This is a genomic window from Proteus sp. fly-1013 (assembly GCF_040140245.1).
GTDB lineage: Bacteria > Pseudomonadota > Gammaproteobacteria > Enterobacterales > Enterobacteriaceae > Proteus > Proteus mirabilis_B.
This window is the reverse complement of sequence record NZ_JBEEWD010000005.1, coordinates 330,010-351,957: the sequence shown is the minus strand read 5'-3', so window position 1 is coordinate 351,957 and position 21,948 is coordinate 330,010. Positions and strand designations below refer to the sequence as shown.

Annotated in this window: 12 protein-coding genes; 9 read left to right on the top strand and 3 right to left on the bottom strand. The window is 36.3% G+C overall.

Annotation, left to right across the window (positions count from 1 at the left end):
* Positions 1-34 precede the first annotated feature (34 nt).
* From nlpD to ABN236_RS12125, 4 genes are all read left to right on the top strand, one after another.
* Positions 35-1,153, top strand: coding sequence for a murein hydrolase activator NlpD (gene nlpD / locus ABN236_RS12140; protein ID WP_311755821.1), 1,119 nt, complete (start codon positions 35-37; stop codon positions 1,151-1,153).
* Positions 1,154-1,840: 687 nt separating this feature from the next.
* Positions 1,841-2,824: an RNA polymerase sigma factor RpoS gene (gene rpoS, locus ABN236_RS12135; RefSeq protein ID WP_023582671.1), complete on the top strand. Its 984-nt coding sequence runs from the start codon at positions 1,841-1,843 to the stop codon at positions 2,822-2,824.
* Between the two features lie 170 nt (positions 2,825-2,994).
* Positions 2,995-4,254 carry a hypothetical protein gene (locus ABN236_RS12130; protein WP_349474088.1) on the top strand — a complete coding sequence of 420 codons (1,260 nt, stop codon included), beginning with the start codon at positions 2,995-2,997 and terminating at the stop codon, positions 4,252-4,254.
* Positions 4,251-5,405, top strand: coding sequence for a hypothetical protein (locus tag ABN236_RS12125; protein ID WP_349474087.1), 1,155 nt, complete (start codon positions 4,251-4,253; stop codon positions 5,403-5,405). Before ABN236_RS12130 ends, ABN236_RS12125 begins: the two co-directional genes overlap by 4 nt.
* 115 nt (positions 5,406-5,520) lie before the next feature.
* On the opposite strand, the gene mutS is transcribed toward ABN236_RS12125, so the two are convergent.
* Positions 5,521-8,085, bottom strand: coding sequence for a DNA mismatch repair protein MutS (gene mutS / locus ABN236_RS12120; RefSeq protein ID WP_318619573.1), 2,565 nt, complete (start codon positions 8,083-8,085; stop codon positions 5,521-5,523).
* A gap of 563 nt (positions 8,086-8,648) precedes the next feature.
* Here mutS and ABN236_RS12115 point away from each other — a divergent pair.
* The 5 genes from ABN236_RS12115 (at position 8,649) to ABN236_RS12095 (ending at position 19,978) form a co-directional block, all read left to right on the top strand.
* A complete protein-coding gene (locus tag ABN236_RS12115) occupies positions 8,649-9,416 on the top strand; it encodes a Fic family protein (RefSeq protein ID WP_349474086.1) in 768 nt (255 codons plus the stop codon).
* A gap of 206 nt (positions 9,417-9,622) precedes the next feature.
* Complete coding sequence (locus ABN236_RS12110) at positions 9,623-10,759, top strand: YiiG family protein (protein WP_349474085.1); 1,137 nt, start codon at positions 9,623-9,625, stop codon at positions 10,757-10,759.
* 334 nt (positions 10,760-11,093) lie between these two features.
* On the top strand, positions 11,094-17,039 hold the full coding sequence (locus ABN236_RS12105; protein WP_349474084.1) for an alpha-2-macroglobulin family protein: 5,946 nt from the start codon (positions 11,094-11,096) through the stop codon (positions 17,037-17,039).
* Between the two features lie 42 nt (positions 17,040-17,081).
* Positions 17,082-19,460, top strand: a complete 2,379-nt coding sequence (pbpC, locus tag ABN236_RS12100; protein WP_349474083.1) for a penicillin-binding protein 1C — start codon at positions 17,082-17,084, stop codon at positions 19,458-19,460.
* A gap of 170 nt (positions 19,461-19,630) precedes the next feature.
* Positions 19,631-19,978, top strand: a complete 348-nt coding sequence (locus tag ABN236_RS12095; protein WP_088494739.1) for a hypothetical protein — start codon at positions 19,631-19,633, stop codon at positions 19,976-19,978.
* Between the two features lie 72 nt (positions 19,979-20,050).
* On the opposite strand, the gene ABN236_RS12090 is transcribed toward ABN236_RS12095, so the two are convergent.
* Positions 20,051-20,980, bottom strand: coding sequence for a Dyp-type peroxidase (locus tag ABN236_RS12090; protein ID WP_088494740.1), 930 nt, complete (start codon positions 20,978-20,980; stop codon positions 20,051-20,053).
* Positions 20,981-21,170: 190 nt separating this feature from the next.
* Entirely contained in the window at positions 21,171-21,749 is a 579-nt protein-coding gene (locus tag ABN236_RS12085) for a YebB family permuted papain-like enzyme (protein ID WP_349474101.1), read from the bottom strand.
* Positions 21,750-21,948 lie beyond the last annotated feature (199 nt).

Sequence of the window (21,948 nt, the reverse complement as noted above, 5' to 3'; positions counted from 1 at the left end):
AGATGCTAATGCCTTTTTAAAGGGAGAAGGAAGTATGAATTCAGAAAGCCCAATTAAGCATGTCCGCTGGGCAATCATGTGTTCGGTAATTGGATTTGCATTAACAGGCTGTGCAGATACACCTTATCGTCCTGCACCAATTACCTCTGTAAATGATAGCTCTTCAAATAATACGGTATCAACCGCACCTGTAATGACTAACAGTAATGCGACGCCTATTGAAAGAACTACCCCCTTACAATCGTCACCTCCTCCTTCAATTAAGGTGAACTCCGCTTCGTCTAATGGAGGCGTGGTTCAATCGCAAAGCCAGCCTCGTCCTCAAACATCGGTTGCAGCTCAAAATGTAAGTACTGATGGTACTGGACGCATTGTGTATAACCGTAACTACGAGAGTATTCCGAAAGGAAACTACAACGGTAATACATACACCGTAAAACGTGGTGATACCATGTTTTATATCGCTTGGATAACAGATAGTGATGTAAAAGAACTGGCGTCAATGAATAACATCCCAGAGCCTTATAGCTTAAACGTAGGGCAAGTGTTGAATATTGGTAACCGTCAGGTCAATACGGGAACAAATACCAATGTCAACACATCGGTTATTAATCAATCAAGTAATGCTGGTGTTCAAACGGCGCATACCAAACCAACAAACAATGGTGCAATGGGACCATTAATTACTAAACCAGCAACAACACAACCGAAGACAACGACTCCGCCACCAACAACAAATACAAATACCACAACTGCGGCAACACCTGCACCTACGGCAGTTTCTGGTAAGTGGATTTGGCCTGCACAAGGTAACATCATCGAAAGCTATTCAAGTGCGCCGGGTGGTAATAAAGGTATCGATATCGGTGGTACAAAAGGTTCACCAATTGTTGCAACTGCAGCGGGTAAAGTGGTTTATGCAGGTAGTGCATTACGTGGCTATGGTAACCTCGTTATCATCAAGCATAATGACGAATACCTCAGCGCATATGCACATAACGACACCATTTTGGTACGCGAACAACAAAATGTGAATGCGGGTCAGCAAATTGCCACAATGGGTAGCTCTGGAACCAGTTCTGTCCGACTACACTTTGAGATCCGTTATAAAGAAAAATCACTTAACCCAATGAGTTATTTACCTAAGAAATAGGTAAGTGATTTTTTACACGTATAGTGAATAATCCTAAAGTTAAGCCCTCTTTTTTACAAAAAGAAGAGGGCTTTTTCTTATCTGTAATTAATTAAAATATTGAAACAAAATAAATTTTATCTAAGTATAAGTGCTTATTTAAAGATTATTAAAAATGAGAGGTCAATATAAAATTATAGATAACGCTAAATTAGATGGTTGATTCTCAATCAATGAATGCGTATGCTAAAAATTGTTATATAAAAAATGAATAAAGATTCGTTGTTATGAAAAGATGAACTATAAAACAACCTCTTGTTTAGGTAGGTATTTTCTTTATTAGATTATCTTTTTAATAATAGTACGTAATATAAATTATTGGATATTATTTTATTATTATGGATTTTTATTTGTTTTTTTAGATGTAAATAGTCACAAATAGCGCATCAAATGGAGTAATTTTACGTATAGATAAATATACGTAAAATATAATAAAAAAACTGTTAATAACCTGCACTCAATAGTTAAGTTATATATTGAATAAAGAAAGAATAAAATTAACAGTAAAATAGATTATGTTATCTTTTATTTTGTAATTCGTTACAAGGGAAAATCAGTAAACCCGTTGTGTCGTGACACAGCGATAAACTGGTAAACAGACTTTAATTATGAGTCGTTTACCTAAATTATCAAGGGTAGGAGCAGCTGATGAGCCAAAGTACGCTAAGAGTAGACGAGTTATATACAGATGAAATTGAAGAGAACATGGAAGAGTTCGATGAAGTTGCTGCAAAAGAGGCAGAAAATGAGTCTGATGCTCAAGATGAAATTGAACTTATTGAAGGAGTCAACCAGCGTGCGCTCGATGCAACTCAGCTTTATTTAGGAGAAATTGGTTATTCTCCGTTGCTGACCGCTGAAGAAGAAGTTTTCTTTGCCCGTAGAGCGTTGCGAGGCGATATTCCTTCAAGACAACGAATGATAGAAAGTAACCTACGTTTAGTTGTTAAGATCTCTCGTCGTTATACAAACCGAGGTCTTGCCCTGCTTGATTTGATTGAAGAAGGGAACTTAGGACTTATTCGTGCTGTTGAAAAATTCGATCCTGAAAAAGGCTTCCGTTTTTCAACTTATGCGACATGGTGGATACGTCAAACTATTGAACGTGCCATTATGAACCAGACTCGTACTATCCGCCTTCCCATTCATATCGTTAAAGAGCTGAATGTTTATTTAAGAACAGCAAGAGAATTAGCACATAAACTCGATCATGAGCCTAGTGTTGAAGAGATTGCACAAACACTTGATAAACCAGTTGAAGATGTGAGTAAGATGCTGCGTTTAAACGAACGTATTACTTCTGTTGATACCCCAATTGGTGGTGATTCAGATAAAGCCTTACTCGATATTATCTCTGACGAAAATGAAGAAGGGCCGGAAGCAACAATTCAAAATAATAACCTCAAGGAAAATATCATAAAGTGGTTATTTGAATTGAATCCTAAGCAACGTGAAGTATTAGCACGTCGTTTTGGATTATTAGGCTATGAAGCAGAGACTTTAGAAGATGTTGGTAGAGAAATTGGTCTAACAAGAGAAAGAGTTCGTCAAATTCAAGTTGAAGGACTACGCCGCTTAAAAGACATTCTACAAAGTCAGGGATTATGTATTGAAGCACTTTTCAAAGCATAGTTAGCCACCCTTTTTCTGTTTATAGCTTTAATTGACAGATTGTTATTACCAAAGCCGATTAGTGGATTTACTAATCGGCTTTTCTTTATCTTGTATTATGCGATTCAAAACGATAAAACAAGAGCGCAGTCTTGCACCTTGTTAGCCTGATGAAAGTGATAAAGGAAGATATGAAAGATTATTTTTTAAACGTTAAATTAGAACGTTGCGATTTTAACCAAAGTAAAATCTCCCCGAATGGAATGGTGAGATTAATAGCATCAGGTAAAAACTTCTATCTTAATGAAGAGGATTTTACTAATTCTCAAGATTTTCTTAAACGATTAAAACAAGGCGATGAGCTTAAAATCTGTGCTGAATTATTGAAAGATGGCAGTTTCTGGGTGCAATGGATTTATCATGATACAAAAGGAAGGCTTGAGCCTGAAAGAAAATTCACGCTAACAGCAAAGCAACAAAAATGGTTATTGCTTGCATTTATTCTGACACTTGTTGGCGGTTATTGGAGCTATTTTTCAATTCTCCATCTTGAGGTGAATTTCTTTATCGTTGTTTCTATGGTTATTGCATGTGGTGCGGTGATAGCGGGGATCAGTTATATCGGAGAAAAAGCTTATCGCTATTTTCAGCGCACCAGACCTAAACATAGAAAGAGAATAAAAGCATTAGATAAAGTTATCGCCAAGCAAGCCTTGATAGCTCCAGATGGCGAGCATCTCATTATTACTGGAATAAAATCGGCACCATTACCTTCATTGACTGTGAGTAAAAAATCGTTTCCTCAAATAAATCAAAGTAAAGTACAACGAGTTCGAGGAACAATACAAATTCATAGTACTAATAGAATTAAAATGCATCATCGCAACGGCGAGACGGTGATAATGCAAGTATCCTGCCTGATTGATAATCATCCTTTCGTATTAAGTTATAGAGAACGCTTATTTTATTCTGATCATAATCTGTTTCTTGCTGATGGTGATGATGTTGAACTTTTCTTTTGGCAAGCTGAAGATAAGAACTCAGGGCCTGTTGTCTTGGGCGTTTATAATCATACAGATAATGGCGCTTATTCAATATCAGGACAAATGTATATTGGTCACCAGCGTACATATCGTTTATCACTGTTAGTAGTTGCATTAGTCAGTGTTTTTATTTTCTCAATGGTTGCAAGTTTCTCTATTTCTGATGTTTATGATAATGGCAATTATTGGGATAAATGGGATTGGTATTCTATTGGTGATAGCTTTTTAGGAATGGGAATTATCTATGGCTTAATCATGAGTGGCATAGCTTTTTTAACTGCCTTGTTTTCAAATCTTTATATTTTGTTATCAGAAAAAGGTTATAGCAGTTATCAAACCTATTTTTTACTTCAGCAGCAATGTGTTAAAAGCAAACAACCGCTATATATTACGGAGCTGCGCCAATGAATCCTTTTTTCCGTAAGCCTTTTATTATTATCACAAGTTTATTTATTTTAAGCTTATTGCTTTTTTATGGCGTGCTTTTTCATGGATTCGCTTCTAAGTGGCAATGGAAAAATGAAAACGCTTCTGAATTATCTTCATACCCTTATTCTCACTATGATTGGCGTAATACTTTTTATGCTTCTAGCGGAATGTTAATTAAAACTGAATCTGATAGTGGGCGATATGATGTAGATATTTATGGCAGACTGCACCGCCAAGATAACCAGAGAAAATATACACTGTACTTTTCTGATAAAGAAGGTATGCGCTTTGTATCACAAGGTCAAGGGAGCTTTTATAACGCTTACTGTGTTGTTGATAAATGTGTTTTATTTACAGAGCAGGGACGACAAACTATAGATTTGACAGAGTTTACAGTAGCAGATTTAATTCCTTGGCAAGAGACTAACAATGGTTATTATCGTTTTCCTTTAGCGCTTATTGGTGGAAAATTACTCTTTTCACAAACAACATCGCAATTAGTATTAGTGGATAATAAGACGATATTAACAAGTTTAGATGAAGGCGAAAGCTGGGAATATTCAGTTAATACTGAAGATCTGGTGAAGCAATATTACGCTGAAGATTTCGGTGAGTTTACACAATTTCATTACGCTCTATCAGGTGATTCCCTCATTATTTTTTATAATCACCATTACACTACAAATACGTTAGAAATCACGCTAAATTTAGTGAATAAAGAAGTGACAAAAACGCGCTGGCTCCCTTTGCGTGTTAAAGAAGTTGCCCAAAATGCTAATGGTGATACCTATCTTATCACTCAACACGCTTCTCGTGATCTCTATTCTGTTGTTCGACGTCAATCTGATGGGAATTTAAACACTTTCTATGAAAGTGGTTATAAATATATAAATGATTTAATGGTAAGTAATGACAGCTTAATTCTAAATAAAGGTTATAACGATGATAAAGTCACGTTAGTTTTTTCATTGAAAACAAAAGATTATACATCTTATGAGAAAGTTACTGATGATATGATGTTTAATCCTGCTTTATCATCATTTGTTCGCTTATTTGACAACTATGGTGATAAAGACACTTTATTGTTATTGGGTGAGCGACTGAAATATAGCCATGCTTCAATTAATTAATTCTGTATTTATCTTTGATTATCTTAGTTTGAAAAATTAAAAAGTCAGCCATAAAAAAGGCTCTGTAAAATCAAACAGAGCCTTTTTGCTATCAATATTTAGTATTTTTTATGACTTATTTTGCCATCTCTTTTAAACGATAGAGTTGTTCTAATGCTTGTCTAGGTGTTAATGCATCAGGATCGATTTTATCTAATGCTAATTCAATGGCAGAAGGCTCAGCTTCTGTTAATAACATCAGCTGTGACGTTTCAACATGACCAGAGCCAGTATGACCTGATAGCATTTCAAGCTCTTTTAATTTCTGTTTAGCACGACGGATAACCTCTTTGGGTACACCCGCTAATGATGCGACGGCTAAACCATAGCTTTTACTTGCAGCACCTTCTTGGACGCTGTGCATAAAGGCAATAGTATCGCCATGTTCAACGGCATCTAAGTGAATATTTGCAGTACCTTCAAGTTTTTCAGGCAGTGTCGTTAATTCAAAATAGTGGGTTGCAAAGAGAGTCATCGCTTTAATGCGATTTGCTAAGTTTTCAGCACAAGCCCAAGCCAAAGATAATCCGTCATAAGTGGATGTACCTCGACCGATTTCATCCATTAAGACCAAACTATTTTCTGTCGCATTATGCAAAATATTGGCAGTTTCTGTCATTTCAACCATAAAAGTAGAACGTCCAGAAGCAAGATCATCAGAAGCACCCACACGTGTAAAGATGCGATCGACAGGACCAATTAAGGCTTTTTCAGCAGGTACAAAGCTACCAATATAAGCAAGTAAAGTAATTAATGCAGCTTGGCGCATATAAGTACTTTTACCACCCATATTAGGACCTGTAATAATCAATAAACGACGTTGAGGTGCTAATTGTAATGGGTTTGAAATAAACGGTTCGCTAAGGACTTGTTCAACAACTGGGTGACGTCCCCCAGTGATTTGAATACCTGTTTTTTCACTCAATTCTGGGCGAGTATAATTTAATGATTCAGCTCGCTCAGCAAGGTTAGAAAGAACATCTGTTTCAGCTAAAGCCTCTGCACTAATTTGTAATGCTGTAAGGTGAGGTAATAGCTTTTCAAAAATCTCTTCATAAAGCATTTTTTCGATAGCTAATGCCTTACCTTTAGAAGTTAATACCTTGTCTTCATACTCTTTTAATTCAGGAATGATATAACGTTCAGCATTTTTCAACGTTTGACGACGAACATAGTGCATAGGCACTAAATTGCTTTGCCCGCGACTGACTTGGATGTAATAGCCATGTACACCATTAAAGCCAACTTTTAGAGTATCAATACCCCATTTTTCACGTTCACGGATTTCAAGTTTATCAAGGTAATCACTTGCGCCATCAGCTAATGCTCGCCATTCATCTAATTCGGCATTATAACCAGAGGCAATAACACCACCGTCACGTACTAATACTGGCGGTGTTTCAACAATGGCATGTTCGAGTAATTCACATAATTCATCGAACTGGCTAATACGCTTTTGTAATTCTTTAATATAAGGCATATCAGCTTGTTCAAGCACTTGATGAATATCGTGATATTGCTGGAAAGCATGGCGCATACGAGAAAGATCACGAGGACGTGCGGAGCGTAGAGCTAAACGTGCTAAGACTCGCTCTAGATCACCAACTTGTCGTAAAAAAGGTTGCAGTTCAAAATAGAGAGGCTGTAATGCACTAATAGCATCTTGGCGTTTGATCAATTGTTCACGTTGGCGCAAAGGCGAGTGTATCCAACGTTTCAGCATACGGCTTCCCATCGGGGTAACACAAAGATCAAGTACGGATGCGAGTGTGTTATCGGTACCACCTGCAAGATTTTGAGTTAATTCGAGATTACGACGAGTTGCCGCATCTAAAATAATTGAATCTTGAGGGCGTTCCATTGTGATGCTGCGGATATGAGGCAATGCAGTGCGTTGTGTATCTTTCACATATTGTAATAAGCACCCTGCAGCACAGAGTGCCAAATGTGCATTTTCAACACCAAAGCCAGTTAAATCACGAGTACCAAATTGTAGATTCAGCTGTTGTTTTGCGGTTTCTGGTTCAAATTCCCAAATAGGACGACGGCGCAAGCCTTGCTGGCGCTCAATCAGTGCCATCGACTCAAAAGTTTCTGGATAGAGTAATTCGGCTGGATGAGTGCGTTGCAATTCAGCAATCATGCTTTCACTATCTGGCATTTCAGTAACACGAAAACGCCCTGATGTGATATCTAACGTTGCATAACCAAATGCGCCATTTTTATCTTGCCAAATAGCGGCTAAAAGGTTGTCTTGGCGCTCTTCAAGTAAGGCTTCATCAGTGACAGTACCCGGCGTTACAATACGAATAACTTTGCGCTCAACGGGGCCTTTACTGGTTGCAGGATCGCCAATTTGTTCACAAATAGCGACAGATTCCCCTAGTTGAACTAATTTAGCGAGATAGTTTTCAACAGCATGATGCGGAACACCAGCCATAGGAATAGGTTGGCCTGCGGACTGACCTCGTTTTGTTAATGAAATATCTAATAAGCGAGAGGCTTTTTTAGCATCATCAAAAAACAGTTCATAAAAGTCACCCATACGATAGAACAGTAAGATTTCAGGATGCTCTGCTTTAATCTTAAGATACTGCTGCATCATTGGTGTGTGGGAGTCTAAGTGTTGAATGTCAGTCATGTTGTTGTCTGTCTTAACGTATTGAATTTTGAGTTATTTGTGAAAATCTGTTGTCACACTGCATTTCGTTCTATTTCACAAGTATTGTATGATCATATCACAAGGTTTCAGTTCATTGTTTTAATGATCCAAATATCTTTTTAGACCAAAAGCTAAATAATTTTACGCACTATAATATCGTTGATTCACCATTAATGACAATCTGCACTTTTCTGAAAACTCTTTATTTTTAATTTATTACATATTGATTTAAATGATGTTTTATTACATTGATAAATAAAGTGGGATACCTTTCACACATAAAATATAAATACGCAAATGACGAAAACAAGACAAGATATTTAAATGCTAAACATAAGAAAATCATCTCTTTTGCGGTACAACTCGCATAAAAAGAGTTTGTTAGCTATTCTTCGATTTTTAATAGATGTAAAAAAATCAAGAGTGTGTAAGAGTAATAGGGTATCTTATGGATAATTAAACAAAAAATAGATAAATAATATTTTTTAGTTATCGTCTTACAGTCGCTAGATTTTCTTGAAATAAACATAAAGAGCCACATTATGAGCCGTAAATATTCGCCCCCCTATACAATTACATCTTCAATTCTTAACTCTGTGGCAGAAATTAGTGAGTTATTAGGGTATTGGTCGGCGACGGGAAAATTAGCTTCACCACAATTACGCAAAGAAAATCGTATTCGTACCATTCAAGCCTCCTTAGCGATAGAGCAAAATAGCTTATCGACTAAACAAATCACTGCAATCATGGATGGAAAACAAGTCTTAGGCCCAATTAAAGAAATCCAAGAAGTTCGTAATGCCATTCTTGCTTATGAAAAAATACCTGATTGGGATAGTAATAATGCAGAACATTTCCTTGATGCTCATGCTTTATTAATGCAAGGGCTTATAGATTATCCTGGGGCTTGGCGTAATGGTGATGTTGGTATTTATCGTGATAGTCAATTAATTCATATGGCTCCACCTTCAAGCCAAATAGTAAGATTGATTGCATCTTTATTTGATTGGCTAAAATCCACTGATGTTCATCCATTAATTAAAAGCTGTGTATTTCACTATGAATTGGAATTCATCCATCCATTTTCTGATGGAAATGGTCGGATGGGACGATTATGGCAATCTGTTATTTTAAGCAAATGGCGTACAGAGTTTGCTTGGTTACCAGTTGAAACACTGATCCAGCAACATCAAGATGATTATTATCGAGTATTAGGTGAGGCTGATAAACAGAGTGATAGTACCTGCTTTATTGATTTTATATTAAAGCTTATTGCTCAGGCGTTAAAAGAAGGAATTGAAAATAGCTAATATAGGATATCTATAAATTCTTTAAAAAATATTTATAAATATATAACGTTACATTTAAGTAAATATACGTTATTAATCAAAGCTCGATACTCTTATCAAGAGTATTGTTGCGATGCTTCAAATTAATTAAATAAATAATAGTCATTAATTATTAAACTCATTATAGTTTGTAGTGAATTTATTACTTAATAATATAATGAGGGATTATGAAAAAGAGCATATTAGTATCAATAATAAGTTTTTTATTAATATCAGCAGTAGGTTGTGATAATTCAAATGAAAATTCGAATACAGGAACACCTTCGCAAGATAAAAATAAAACAGAGCAAACAACACAATCTAAGCCTGATTCAAAAAACACTCAATCTGATGAAGTTCAATTTAGCCAGAAAATTGAAAAAGGTAACTTGTGGTTAGCAACGTTTAACGAAGATTTTGGCACCATCATTCAGAAAAAAACCGGCAGAATTTCGGGCACAATTAACATTAATCTTTTAGATAACACGGAAAAAGTTTTAACAAGTTTAAGTTCTGATAATGGCAAAACCCTTGATCTAACACCTTTCAAAATACTCGAAAATGAAGCAGAGACAGATCAAATAAAAAGAATGAAAGCGAACAGTGCGCTAATGCCTGTTAGAAGTACCTTCTCTATGCATTTGAGCGAATCAGGCGCCGAACGAGCTCAAGAGTCTTTCGAATTTATGAAAACATTTTCTCCTACACTCCCAGAGTTAGACGCTGTGGGGAATGCTTATGGTGAAAGTTATGTTGATCTATATAAGAAACTGCTGAAGTTGGGCGATTATCTCGTTGTAAAAGAAACATACCGCTTAGATGATTTTGCACAAGCAAGTACTTTGTATGAAGATGTGAAAAATGCTTATGCCAAACTAATCGATGAGAAAGAAAAAGCCGCTGAGGCATATGAAAACTATTACCAAGCAATGCATATTGAAGAGCTTGAATTAGTGAAAAAAGAAGGCTTGGTTGTTCGTTATCAAATTATGCAATCATTGGATACAGTAACCAATACTCTTGATTCAATGAATCCAGATAAAATTGATGTGACTGCACTCTCTGCGGCAATTACCAAAATTGAGGCACAATCAATTGAATTAGGAAAAGTATTTGGTGATGAAGCATTGCTAAATAAAGAAAATATGAAAAGTACTGATTATTCAGTTAAAGAGTATTTAAAACTATACCAACAACTTGTTATTGAGTTAAAAGTATTAGAGAAAAAACTCAATGAGAATAAGGATACATCAGGTAGCATAAATACAATTTCAAATGAATATAAATATTTGATAGAGAACTATAACTCTTTAATAGCGAAGTAATATTTACGCTATAAAAATGTAAATCGCACTTTAATAGTGCGATTTCTTTCGCAAAATTTATCTTTTTTACTGTGTTTTATTAAACATTAAATGATTGTTAGAAAAAGATGATCCACACTAATGCTCAGAAGAGTCTTGAAATAGAATGGAATGCTAGGAAAAAAATATTAAGAATGTAATCTATCTTTATATAATAAAATTATAAATTAATGATAAGTATTCATTCTTATTCTGCATTCTTACTTTATTATAGTTGCGTTATCTATTTTGCTTTTTGGTTTAATTTTACTGATAAAAAAATGCGTTTTTATCGGTGCAATATAGGACTATCTATATGGACGTACTGCGTTTTTTACTTTCTCTCCCTTTTAAACTAATCCGTTTATTTGGGTGGATCATTGTTTTTTGTATTCGTCTTTTAGAGAAGATACTCAGCCCATTTATAGGGCAAATACAATGGAGTACGCCTGTCTGGATTGACTTTGTTGCCCGCCATTTGCGAAAGATCGAAAATGGTATAGTAGGTCACCCTAAAACCGCATTAGGTTCTATTGTTTTTCTTATTGTTGCGTCATTTGGTAGCTATTATGGTTATCACAGTTATCTCAATCGACCTGTTCCTATCGATGTCGCTCCTATCGTTGTACAAAATGTAAATGTGAAGCTTATAGGTCCTGCACAAATCAATTATGCAAATGATAATCCTCAACCACAGAAAATCATTTTATCTTTTTCTCGATCAGCAGCACCGATTACACTTATTGATAAAGAGGTAACCGAAGGTGTGACATTAACACCTGCGATTGAGGGTAAGTGGCAGTGGCAAAATGGCTCGACCCTTGTATTTACAGCTAAAAAGCCTTTTGCTATGGGCAATGAATATAAAATTCAGCTTGATGAAACTAAACTATTAGCACCACAATTTTCATTGAAATCAAATAAATATGAATTTAAAACAACCTCTTTTGATTACAGTTTAGGAAATAGTGAGTTTTATCAAGATCCTCAAAATCCATCACAAAAACACGCCATTATAAAGATCTCTTTTAACGCTCCTGTCGATATTCAGAGTTTTGAAAAACGCCTTTCAATGAAATATGGCGATAATGAAAAGCTGAAATATGTCATCAATTACGATAATAAAAAATTAACGGCTTGGGTTCACTCAGAGCAATTAACGCTAAAAGACATTAGTAGCAAGGTTTTTCTTAAAATTGAACCGGGTATTGCCACAACAGTAACCGCCAATACAACATCAAAAGAAAAAACATATCATGTTGAGATCCCAAGTCTATATAGCCTTAATGTTTCAAATGTAGAGAGCGAATTGGTTGAGTCTGAAAATGGGAAAGATGCGCGGGTAATTATCATTTCATTAAGTGATGAATTAAATGAAAAAGAGATAAAAAATGAAGTTTCTGCGTGGTTATTGCCTCAACACAATTTAGAATTAGAGAATACTGACATTCGCCAAGATGAAGACGATTATTACGATTGGAACTTGAATGATGTGAGTAAAACTATTCTTGCTCAATCAGAGAAGCTAACGCTTGAGATGAATGATAATGAGCAAGAAAATCAAGCCAATTTTGCTTTTAAATACAATGCGCCAGCGTATCGACACATATTGGTTAAAATCCCAAGTGGGATAACATCTGTGGGCGGATACCAACTAAAAGAAGATCGTTACCAAATTGTCAGTGTGCCTGACTATCCGCAAATGCTGAACTTTGTTTCTGAAGGTGCTTTGCTTTCTATGACGGGTGACAAGCGGATCACCGTTTCTGCTCGTAATTTACCAGGGCTACAACTTGATATAAAACGAGTTATTCCAGGTCAGTTACAACACATTGTTTCCTTTAAAGATAAATACTTTACTTCAACACGATTTTCTCGCCTTAATGATGAATATTTCACGGAACACTTTACTTATCAAACAGCATTGAATAATGAAAACAAAGGTGAAATTCAATATAAAGGTATCGATTTAAGTCGCTATTTATCTGCTGATCCTAATGCTAGGCGCGGTATATTTTTATTAAAACTCTCTTCATGGGATCCTAATAAAGCATCCCAAACAGACGAAGATGACGATGAATATTACGAAGATGATGATGACGAAGAGCTTTCTGATGCGCGCTTTGTTGTCGTGACAGATTTAGGGATCATTGCTAAATCATCAATTGATGGTTCTCGAGATGTCTTTATACAATCTATCTATAACGGTGCGCCTGTTAGCGATGCGAAAGTCTCAGTTATTGCTAAAAACGGGACAACATTATTGAGCAAAATGACTAGCGCTGATGGTCATGTCGTTTTCCCTAATCTTAAAGATTTTAGAAATGAACAAACTGCCGTTCTCTTTTTAGTTGAAAAAGATGGCGATATTTCATTTTTACCAACAGATGCTTATTACGATAGGCAACTTAACCTATCTCGTTTTGATATCTTCGGTGATGATACACCAAGAGATCCGCGTACTCTCGATAGCTTCTTATTTTCTGATAGAGGCGTTTATCGACCGGGTGAAACCTTCAATATTGGTCTTATTACACGTACCTTTGACTGGAAAACAGCCCTTGAAGGCGTACCTTTGCGTGTTGAAGTCCGAGACCCTCGTAATACATTGATGTTAAATCAATCTATGGTGTTAAACGAGTTTGGTTTCAATGAATTAAGTTATACCACATCGGAAAACTCGCCCACTGGAGATTGGAATATCTATCTCTATTTAGTTGGTAAAAATAATGAAGATGCCAGCTTATTAGGGAGTACAACGATTGTGGTTAAAGAGTTTGAGCCTGATTTACTTAAGGTTGCTCTTAATCTAACGCCAGATAGACAACAAGGATGGGTGAAACCTTCTGAATTAAAAGCTTCAATCGATGTACAAAATTTATTTGGCACTCCGGCACAAGATAGACGAGTTGTTTCTAAATTAACCTTAAGGCCAATTTATCCTAATTTTTCACGTTATTCCGATTATCGTTTTTATGAAAACCGTCGTAATCACGATAGTTTTGAAACCGATTTAGAAGAGACAACAACGAATGAAAAAGGGCTGGCGGATATTGATTTAGGGTTAACATCTTATGATGATGCTACTTATCAATTACAACTTATCTCTGAAGCATTTGATGCTGGAAGTGGTCGTTCTGTAACGGCTGCTGCGCGTGTTATGGTATCTCCTCATGATTATCTGATTGGTGTAAAAGCAGATGGAACGCTTGACTATATTAATCAAAATGCACAGCGCAATCTCAATTTCATTGCAATTGATCCGACATTAAAACAAATTGATCAAGAAGCATTAACGTTAGAACGCTATGAGCAAAAATACCTCTCTGTTTTGACGCGACAAAATTCAGGTGTTTATAAATATCAATCTAAACTCAAAGAAGTGTTTATTGATGATGTTTCACTTTCCATTGATGAAAAGGGAAGCTCTTTTGCATTAGAAACACAAACACCGGGTAACTTTGTATTATTAGTCAAAAATAAAGAGGGCAGTGTACTCAATCGTATTAATTACACCGTTGCGGGTAATGCGAATGTGACTCGCTCACTTGATCGCGAAGCCGAGTTGCAACTCACTTTAAATAAAGACACATATAAAGCGGGTGAGGAGATCGAGATTGCTATCAATGCTCCTTATGTTGGTAACGGTATTATCACGATAGAGAAAGATAAGGTTTATTCTTGGCAATGGTTTACATCTTCAACAACAAATTCGGTACAAAAAATCCGTGTTCCTGCGCAATTGCAAGGTAATGGCTACATCAACGTTCAATTTGTTAGAGATATAAATTCTGATGAAATATTTATGAGCCCACTTAGCTATGGCGTTGTACCGTTTAAAGTCAGTCGTGAAAACTTCCAAGCTCAAATCGAATTAGAGTCACCAGATGTTATCAAACCGGGTGATACCTTACCGATTACGGTAAAAACAGATAGTCCACAACAAGTTGCTGTTTTTGCTGTTGATGAAGGTATCTTGCAAGTTGCTCGATATAAATTAAAAGATCCATTGGATTACTTTTTCCGTAAGTGCTCATTAGAAGTTGAAAGCACGCAAATACTGGATCTCATTTTGCCTGAATTTAGCAAAATGATGTCACTGGCTTCAGCGCCGGGTGGTGATGCGGGGGAAGGTGTCGATCTCTATCTAAATCCATTTAAACGCAAGAAAGAAGAGCCAGTCGCTTATTGGTCTGGTATCACAGAAGTAGATGGAGAAGCTGTCTTTAACTATAAAGTGCCAGAGTATTTTAATGGCAAAATAAGAGTTATGGCGGTATCTGTTACACCAAATCGTATTGGAAATACGCAACGCTATACGACTGTGCGTGATGATTTTGTATTAAGTCCACATATTCCTACTACAGTGGCGCCTAATGATGAATTTGATGTCACTTTAGGTATCGCAAATAATCTGACTGACCTTAACGGCGTTGCAACAAAACTCGATGTGGCGATAACACCAGCGCCTCAATTAGAGGTTATTGGACAGAACAGCTATCAACTGACATTAGGTGAGAAAAAAGAAACGGTAGTTTCCTTTAGATTAAAAGCGAAATCGCAATTAGGTAATGGCGCTATCACTTTCTCAGTGAATACTGAAGGTAAAGTGACTCAAAGAACGGTGAACCTCTCTCTTCGCCCAGCTTCAGCTTATCGCACTCAATCAAGCTTAGGTCGTATGGATGGTAAAGAGCAGAGTGTTACATATATTCGCCAAATGTATGATGAGTATGCGAAAAGGGATGCACGTGTTTCTTACTCGCCTTTAGTGCTAAGCAGCGCATTAGCGCAATATCTGGCTAATTATCCTTATAATTGTTCAGAGCAAATAACCAGTCAGGCAATACCGTTGTTATTCCATCAACGTAATCCTGAAATGAAGGCGATATATTCACAAGATAAAATTCGTACTCAACTTGAACAGACAATGGCAACATTACTGACTCGCCAAAATGGTCAAGGTGCTATCGGAACATGGCGTTCAACACCATCGACTGATCCATTTGTGACTTTATATGTCGTTCAATTCTTACTTGAGGCACAAGAGGCGAATTACCCTGTATCAGATACGCTATTACGTTCATCCAATGAATATTTAACTAAGCTTGCCGTCAATGCTGGGTTAAATAATCAAGATGAACTTAGAATGCGTGCTTTTGCCGTCTATTTGTTAACACGTCAAGGTAAAGTGACTACGGGTGAAATTGCGGCTATTCAAACGCGAATGCAAAAGAATTATCCAAAAACATGGCAAAGTGATTTAGGCGCTTTATATCTAGCGGCATCTTACAAAATGCTGAAAATGGATAAACAAGCGGATGAATTGCTCAAACCTACATGGCAAGAGCTAAGCAAAGCTTATAGTAAAGCGTGGTGGTCACATGACTACTTAGATCCTCTGATCCAAGACAGTACAAGACTGTATTTGATTGTGAAACATTTTCCAGAAAAAGCGGGAGATATTCCGCCACAACTACTGGAAAATATGGTAATGAGTTTTAAAGAAGAGCGCTATACCACACAATCATCAGCAATGAGTATCTTGGCGTTAGAGCATTACACTAAACAGATCCAAAATATGGCAACGCCGACACAGCCATTAACTGTAAGTGTAAAAAGTGGTGAAAATCCACCAGTTGTTATTTCATCTATGACAAATGCCACTGCGATAGGCCAGTTTAAAGCAGGTATTAAAGAGATCTTATTTAATAACCCAACGAATAACGCAGCTTGGTATGTTGTGACACAATCTGGTTTTGATAGTGAACAACCTAAAGAAGCACTTTCACAAGGATTAGAAATTTCTCGTGACTATGTGAATGAAAAAGGCGAGGTTGTTAATAGTGCAACCTTGGGTGAAAAGCTTTATGTGCATATAAAAATCAGAGCGAATGCAAAACAAGGTGTGAATAATGTCGTGCTGGTGGACTTGCTACCTGGTGGTTTTGAAGTTGTACAACAATCAATGGACGATGTGGACAATCCTGAAGTCGAATGGTTATCACCAACCGGTAGCAAAGGAACACGTTGGTCGCCAGAATACAGCGATATTCGAGAAGATCGTGTCATTATTTATGGTACTGCATCTCAACAAGTACAAGAGTTTGTCTACCAAATTAAAGCCACTAATTCAGGAATATTCTCTATACCGCCAGCATTTGCAGAAGCTATGTATGACAGAGAAATACAAGCATTAGCGATTGGTAAAGGTGCTATGACTGTCAACAAACCGACGCAAAATAATGGCAATGTAAAATGAAATTAGTTTGGGTTTCAAACGCTTGTTTCTGGTTTTTTTAGAATGACGAGAAGCAAGCGAGTTTTACAAAACATATTGATGGGTGGCTTTTTAGTCGCCCTCTTTTGTGTAGGATTTCGTCTTTTTCCACATCCAGCACTATCAGAAAGCTTTTTATCTTCAACTGCCTACTATGATAGCAATGGAAATTTACTGCGTTTAACATTAGCTAATGATGAACGTTATCGATTGTGGACGGATCTAGACGATATTTCGCCCTTGATGATAAATAGCGCTATGCGATATGAAGATCGCTGGTTCTATTATCATGTTGGATTTAATCCTTACAGTTTAATTCGAGGCTTTTTTGTCAGTTATGTTTATGGTGAGCGATTACAAGGTGGTTCAACGATCACCATGCAACTGGCTCGCATGCATTGGCAATTAAATACACGTACAGTAGGGGGCAAATTTGTTCAGGTATTACGCGCTATTCAATTAGAACTCAGCTATTCAAAACATGATATTTTAGAAGCTTATTTCAACTATGCACCTTATGGGCGAAATATAGAAAGTGTTGGTGCTGCAAGCCTGATTTACTTTAATAAAAATCCTAAAGAACTAACGTTACCTGAAGCGTTAACACTTGCCGTATTACCTCAATCACCGAGTTACCGAATCGAGCCAAATAGTGATGGTATTAGTCTTTCTTTAATGAAAACGCGTAATCAGCTTTATGATTATTGGTTGGAAGAACATCCTAAAGATGCCGATTTATCTGCACTGTTTCAATTACCGCTTCGGTTACGCCAGCCTGAAAAGATGCCTTATATAGCCCCTCATTTAGTTGAGCAAATTGAAAAGCAGGAAAAGTTTAATCCAAGAAAACCTACAACTATAGTCACAACGATTGATCTTCCATTACAAAAACTAGTTGAAAAACAAGTTGATGCGTTTATTGAACGAAATAAACATCTTGGTGTTAAAAATGCCTCCGTGATCCTTGTTGATACACGAGATATGGGCGTTAAAGCGCTAGTTGGTTCGGCTGATTATTATAATGCTGATATTCATGGGCAAGTTAATGGCACCAATGCAAAGCGTTCACCGGGGTCAACATTAAAGCCTTTTATCTATGCATTAGGGATAGAGCAAGGCATTTTACATCCTCGAACAATTTTAAAAGATGTGCCTTCTACCTTTGGTAGCTACGCACCAGAAAACTTTGATTTACGCTTTTTAGGACCTATTTCTGCCACTCAAGCGTTAAATTACAGCCGAAATATTCCCGCTGTGTCGATAGCCTCTCAACTGAAAAAACCAACGCTTTACCAGTTTCTACAAATGTCGAGTATCAGCAATATGGCGAGTGAAAGACATTATGGACTATCTCTGGTATTAGGGGGCGGTGAAATTACAGTACAAGAATTAGCGAAGCTCTATGCAATATTAGCCAATCGAGGTCAACTTAAACCGTTAAGAATGCAAAGTACAGATGCTATTGCTAAGCCTATTCCGTTATTAAGTGAAGAAGCGAGTTTTATTACGTTGGATATGTTAAGTCAACATCGAAGACCTGATGATACTTTGGCGCAAAAATCAATGACATTACCCGTTTATTGGAAAACTGGTACATCTTGGGGATTTCGAGATGCATGGAGTAGTGGAATTTTTGGGCCTTATGTTTTAGTTGTTTGGATCGGTAATTTTGATGGTAAAGGGAATAGTGCGTTAATTGGAGCTGAAGCAGCCGCACCTCTATTTTTTAACATCATAGATAATATTGTTGCAGATTATCCTAATTTAAAAGAGCCTAAATTTAGGCTTCCTGAAAATATTAAGCAAGTCGATATTTGTTTGGCGAGTGGCAATTTACCTACGCCATGGTGTCAGCGGAAAGGTAAAACATGGTTTATTCCAGGTAAATCACCAATTAAAGTTGATACAATTTATCGTCCTCTGGCAATTGATAAAGCGACGGGAGAAGTCGTTTGTCCTCCATATAATGAAGATCAGGTTAAGATTGAAGTTTTTGAATATTGGCCTTCTGATTTAGCTAAAGTATTTGCTCAAGCTGGGCTACCAAAGCGAACTCCGCCTTCTACTGCTCACTGTAAAAATGGAGATATGGCTATTACAGGAATGCCTCCTCGTATATTATCACCATTACGTAATACCACTTATACTTTAAGACGTACTTCATCACCAAATACATCAATTGTATTCAATGCGACAACGGATAATGACAGTAATATTATTTATTGGTTTGTTGACGATGCTTATCTAGGGAATAGTACAAATCAGCGCTCAATAGAATGGTATCCCAAAGAGAATGGTCGCTATCGTATTCGCGCAGTAGATGATAAAGGAAGGGCGGATACACGAAATATTCGCGTTGATATTATTGGTGTGATTAACAAACAAGAAATCGAAGCACATTAATATTGGAGTTAAAGTCCGTAGGTTTTACTTAATGTTTACCTTAACGCCAAAATATTAATCTCTATCGTTATCTTATTCTAACTGTTTTGCTCTATATTGTTGCGAGATAATTATTAGGTAAAATATTGAAAAATTTATTTTATCTCGTGAGCAAGGAAGAAATAACCAGTATGAAAACTAGAATTCTAAAATTAGCTTTATTAGGTGCATTAGCGTTACCGTTAGTGGGATGTGGTGATGCAACACCTAATTGTGATAGCACTGAAGCAAAGAACTTAGTGGTTGATATTACAAAAGACGAATTACGTGATCAAAAAATGGCTGCCGTGATCGATCAAATTAAGATCAAGGTAGAAAGTGTACGTACTCGTGAACATGATGAGAAGAGAGATACTTACTCATGTGCTGCTGAACTTTCTTTTGAAGGCAAAGGCGGCAAAAACTCTATTCCGATTACTTATACCATTGAAAGTACAGATGACGGCAAAGAGTTTTACGTTAATGTATTTGGTTTGTAATTGATCCAGAAAAAACCAGAATAGAAAGTAGATATATAAGTAACAAGCCTATATATCTACTTGTAATAGAAATTACGCTAGATCATCTAGAAATTCGGGGGATGGAATAAAAAATAATGTACCCGTTACCGGGGTGCTGAATTTAAGTAATTTATCCGTATGCCCTTCAGGTGTGCCTGCAAACATATTTTCTAACATACGGTTAGTTGTTGAAAAATAACGTGCATAACCAATAAAGTAAGTACCATACTCATTTTTAGATGGATTGGAAAAAGGCATATTGGCTCTGACAATTTTTAAATCTTCGCCATTCTCATCTTGAATATTGGTGACAACATTATGTGAGCCGGGCTCTTTTTCTTCATCGGTTAATTCCACATCATTAAATTTATGTCTACCAATGACTTTTTCTTGTTCGATAAGAGGCTGCTTTTCCCATGCTTCCATATCGTGTATATATTTTTGTACAAAGGCGTAACTGCCACCTGTAAATTCAGGATCTTCATCACCAATTACGGCATAAGAAGCACGTTCATCTTCATACTCTGGGTTTTCAGTTCCATCGACAAAACCAATAATAGAACGTCCGTCAAAATATCTAAATCCATGAACTTCATCAACAGGCGTAACTATATTCTTTAGCTTTTGGCTGATGATAGATGCTAATTCGTAACAGGCTGAAACTTTGAGGGCCCGAATATGGAAAAAGAGATCGCCCGGAGTAGAAACCGCAGTATAAGTATTACCTTTAATTTCTTTAAAGGTATTTAGCTCTTTGGGTTTAGGTTGATTGGGAAATAACGTAGCCCATGCATTTGCACCGAATCCCATTACACAACTTGTTTCCAATTCAGGAAAACGTGTTCTCATACTACGTATCAGGCCAGAAAAATTATTACAAAAATCGATCAGTGTATCGCGGTTTTCAGATGAATGGGTGAGGTTAAAAACTAAAAAATAAGCATTCTCACAGGGTGATTTCGTAACATCTTGGTATTTCATAGTGATCCCTAAATGACGAATAATAGATGAATAGTAATTAAGTTATATTTACAAAACATTGTTTTTTAGTTTTACACCAAAACCCTCTCTATTACAAAGAGAGGGTTTGATTATTATTCGGATTTTTATCAATGAATAATATCGTAAGTGATATTTCTTTCTCTATTTTTTATAACACTAATGCTTTGTATTAATTAATATTTTCATGGCTTCGATAAACTAAAGATAAGTGTGGATGTTGCCATAAACTTGCTGGAGTGACAGTGGTTCTTTCCCAAGGTATTTGCCCAATAAACCATAATTTCCAAAATTGTAATTTGGCATTAGGATTTTTGCTTAATAATTCTTGGAATGTTTCTATTTCACCCACACGAATAGAGAGTGCTGATTTATAAATATCAAAAACAAATTTAGAGCAAAACTGGCGGGAAGAATCGTATTTAAAACCTGTATGGTAAAGCTTATTTAATCTTTCAGGAACTTGTGCAACAAGTGCATTTTTTTGTTCATCAGAGAGTTGTGTTGATAGCCGGCGTATTGCATAACGTTTGCCCGCAGAGCGGTTAATAAATCGGGTTAATGTGGTTGTGGTTGAAAGTGGAACTCGGCTTTCGGCAACTAAATAATCCTCACCATTATGACCAATAATAATGCCAACATGATTACTCCAGCATAAAGAAGCTGAGGAAATTTGACGAAATAAAGAGGTACCAATACACGTAAATACGATATCACCAACTTCTAATTTTTGTGGATAATCAATTTTTATCATCATTATATGACCTATTAAATAGAAACATAATCACCATTTTTTGACCATAATAAGTACATAAGGTTTCTATTTGATAACTCAAGTAGCTTAAGATAAAAAGAACACTCCGATTTAAGGCATTCTTAATTTTAAGAGGGATATCATTATTTATTCAGAATAAGAAGATAAAATTAGAATATTAAATTAATATTTTAAT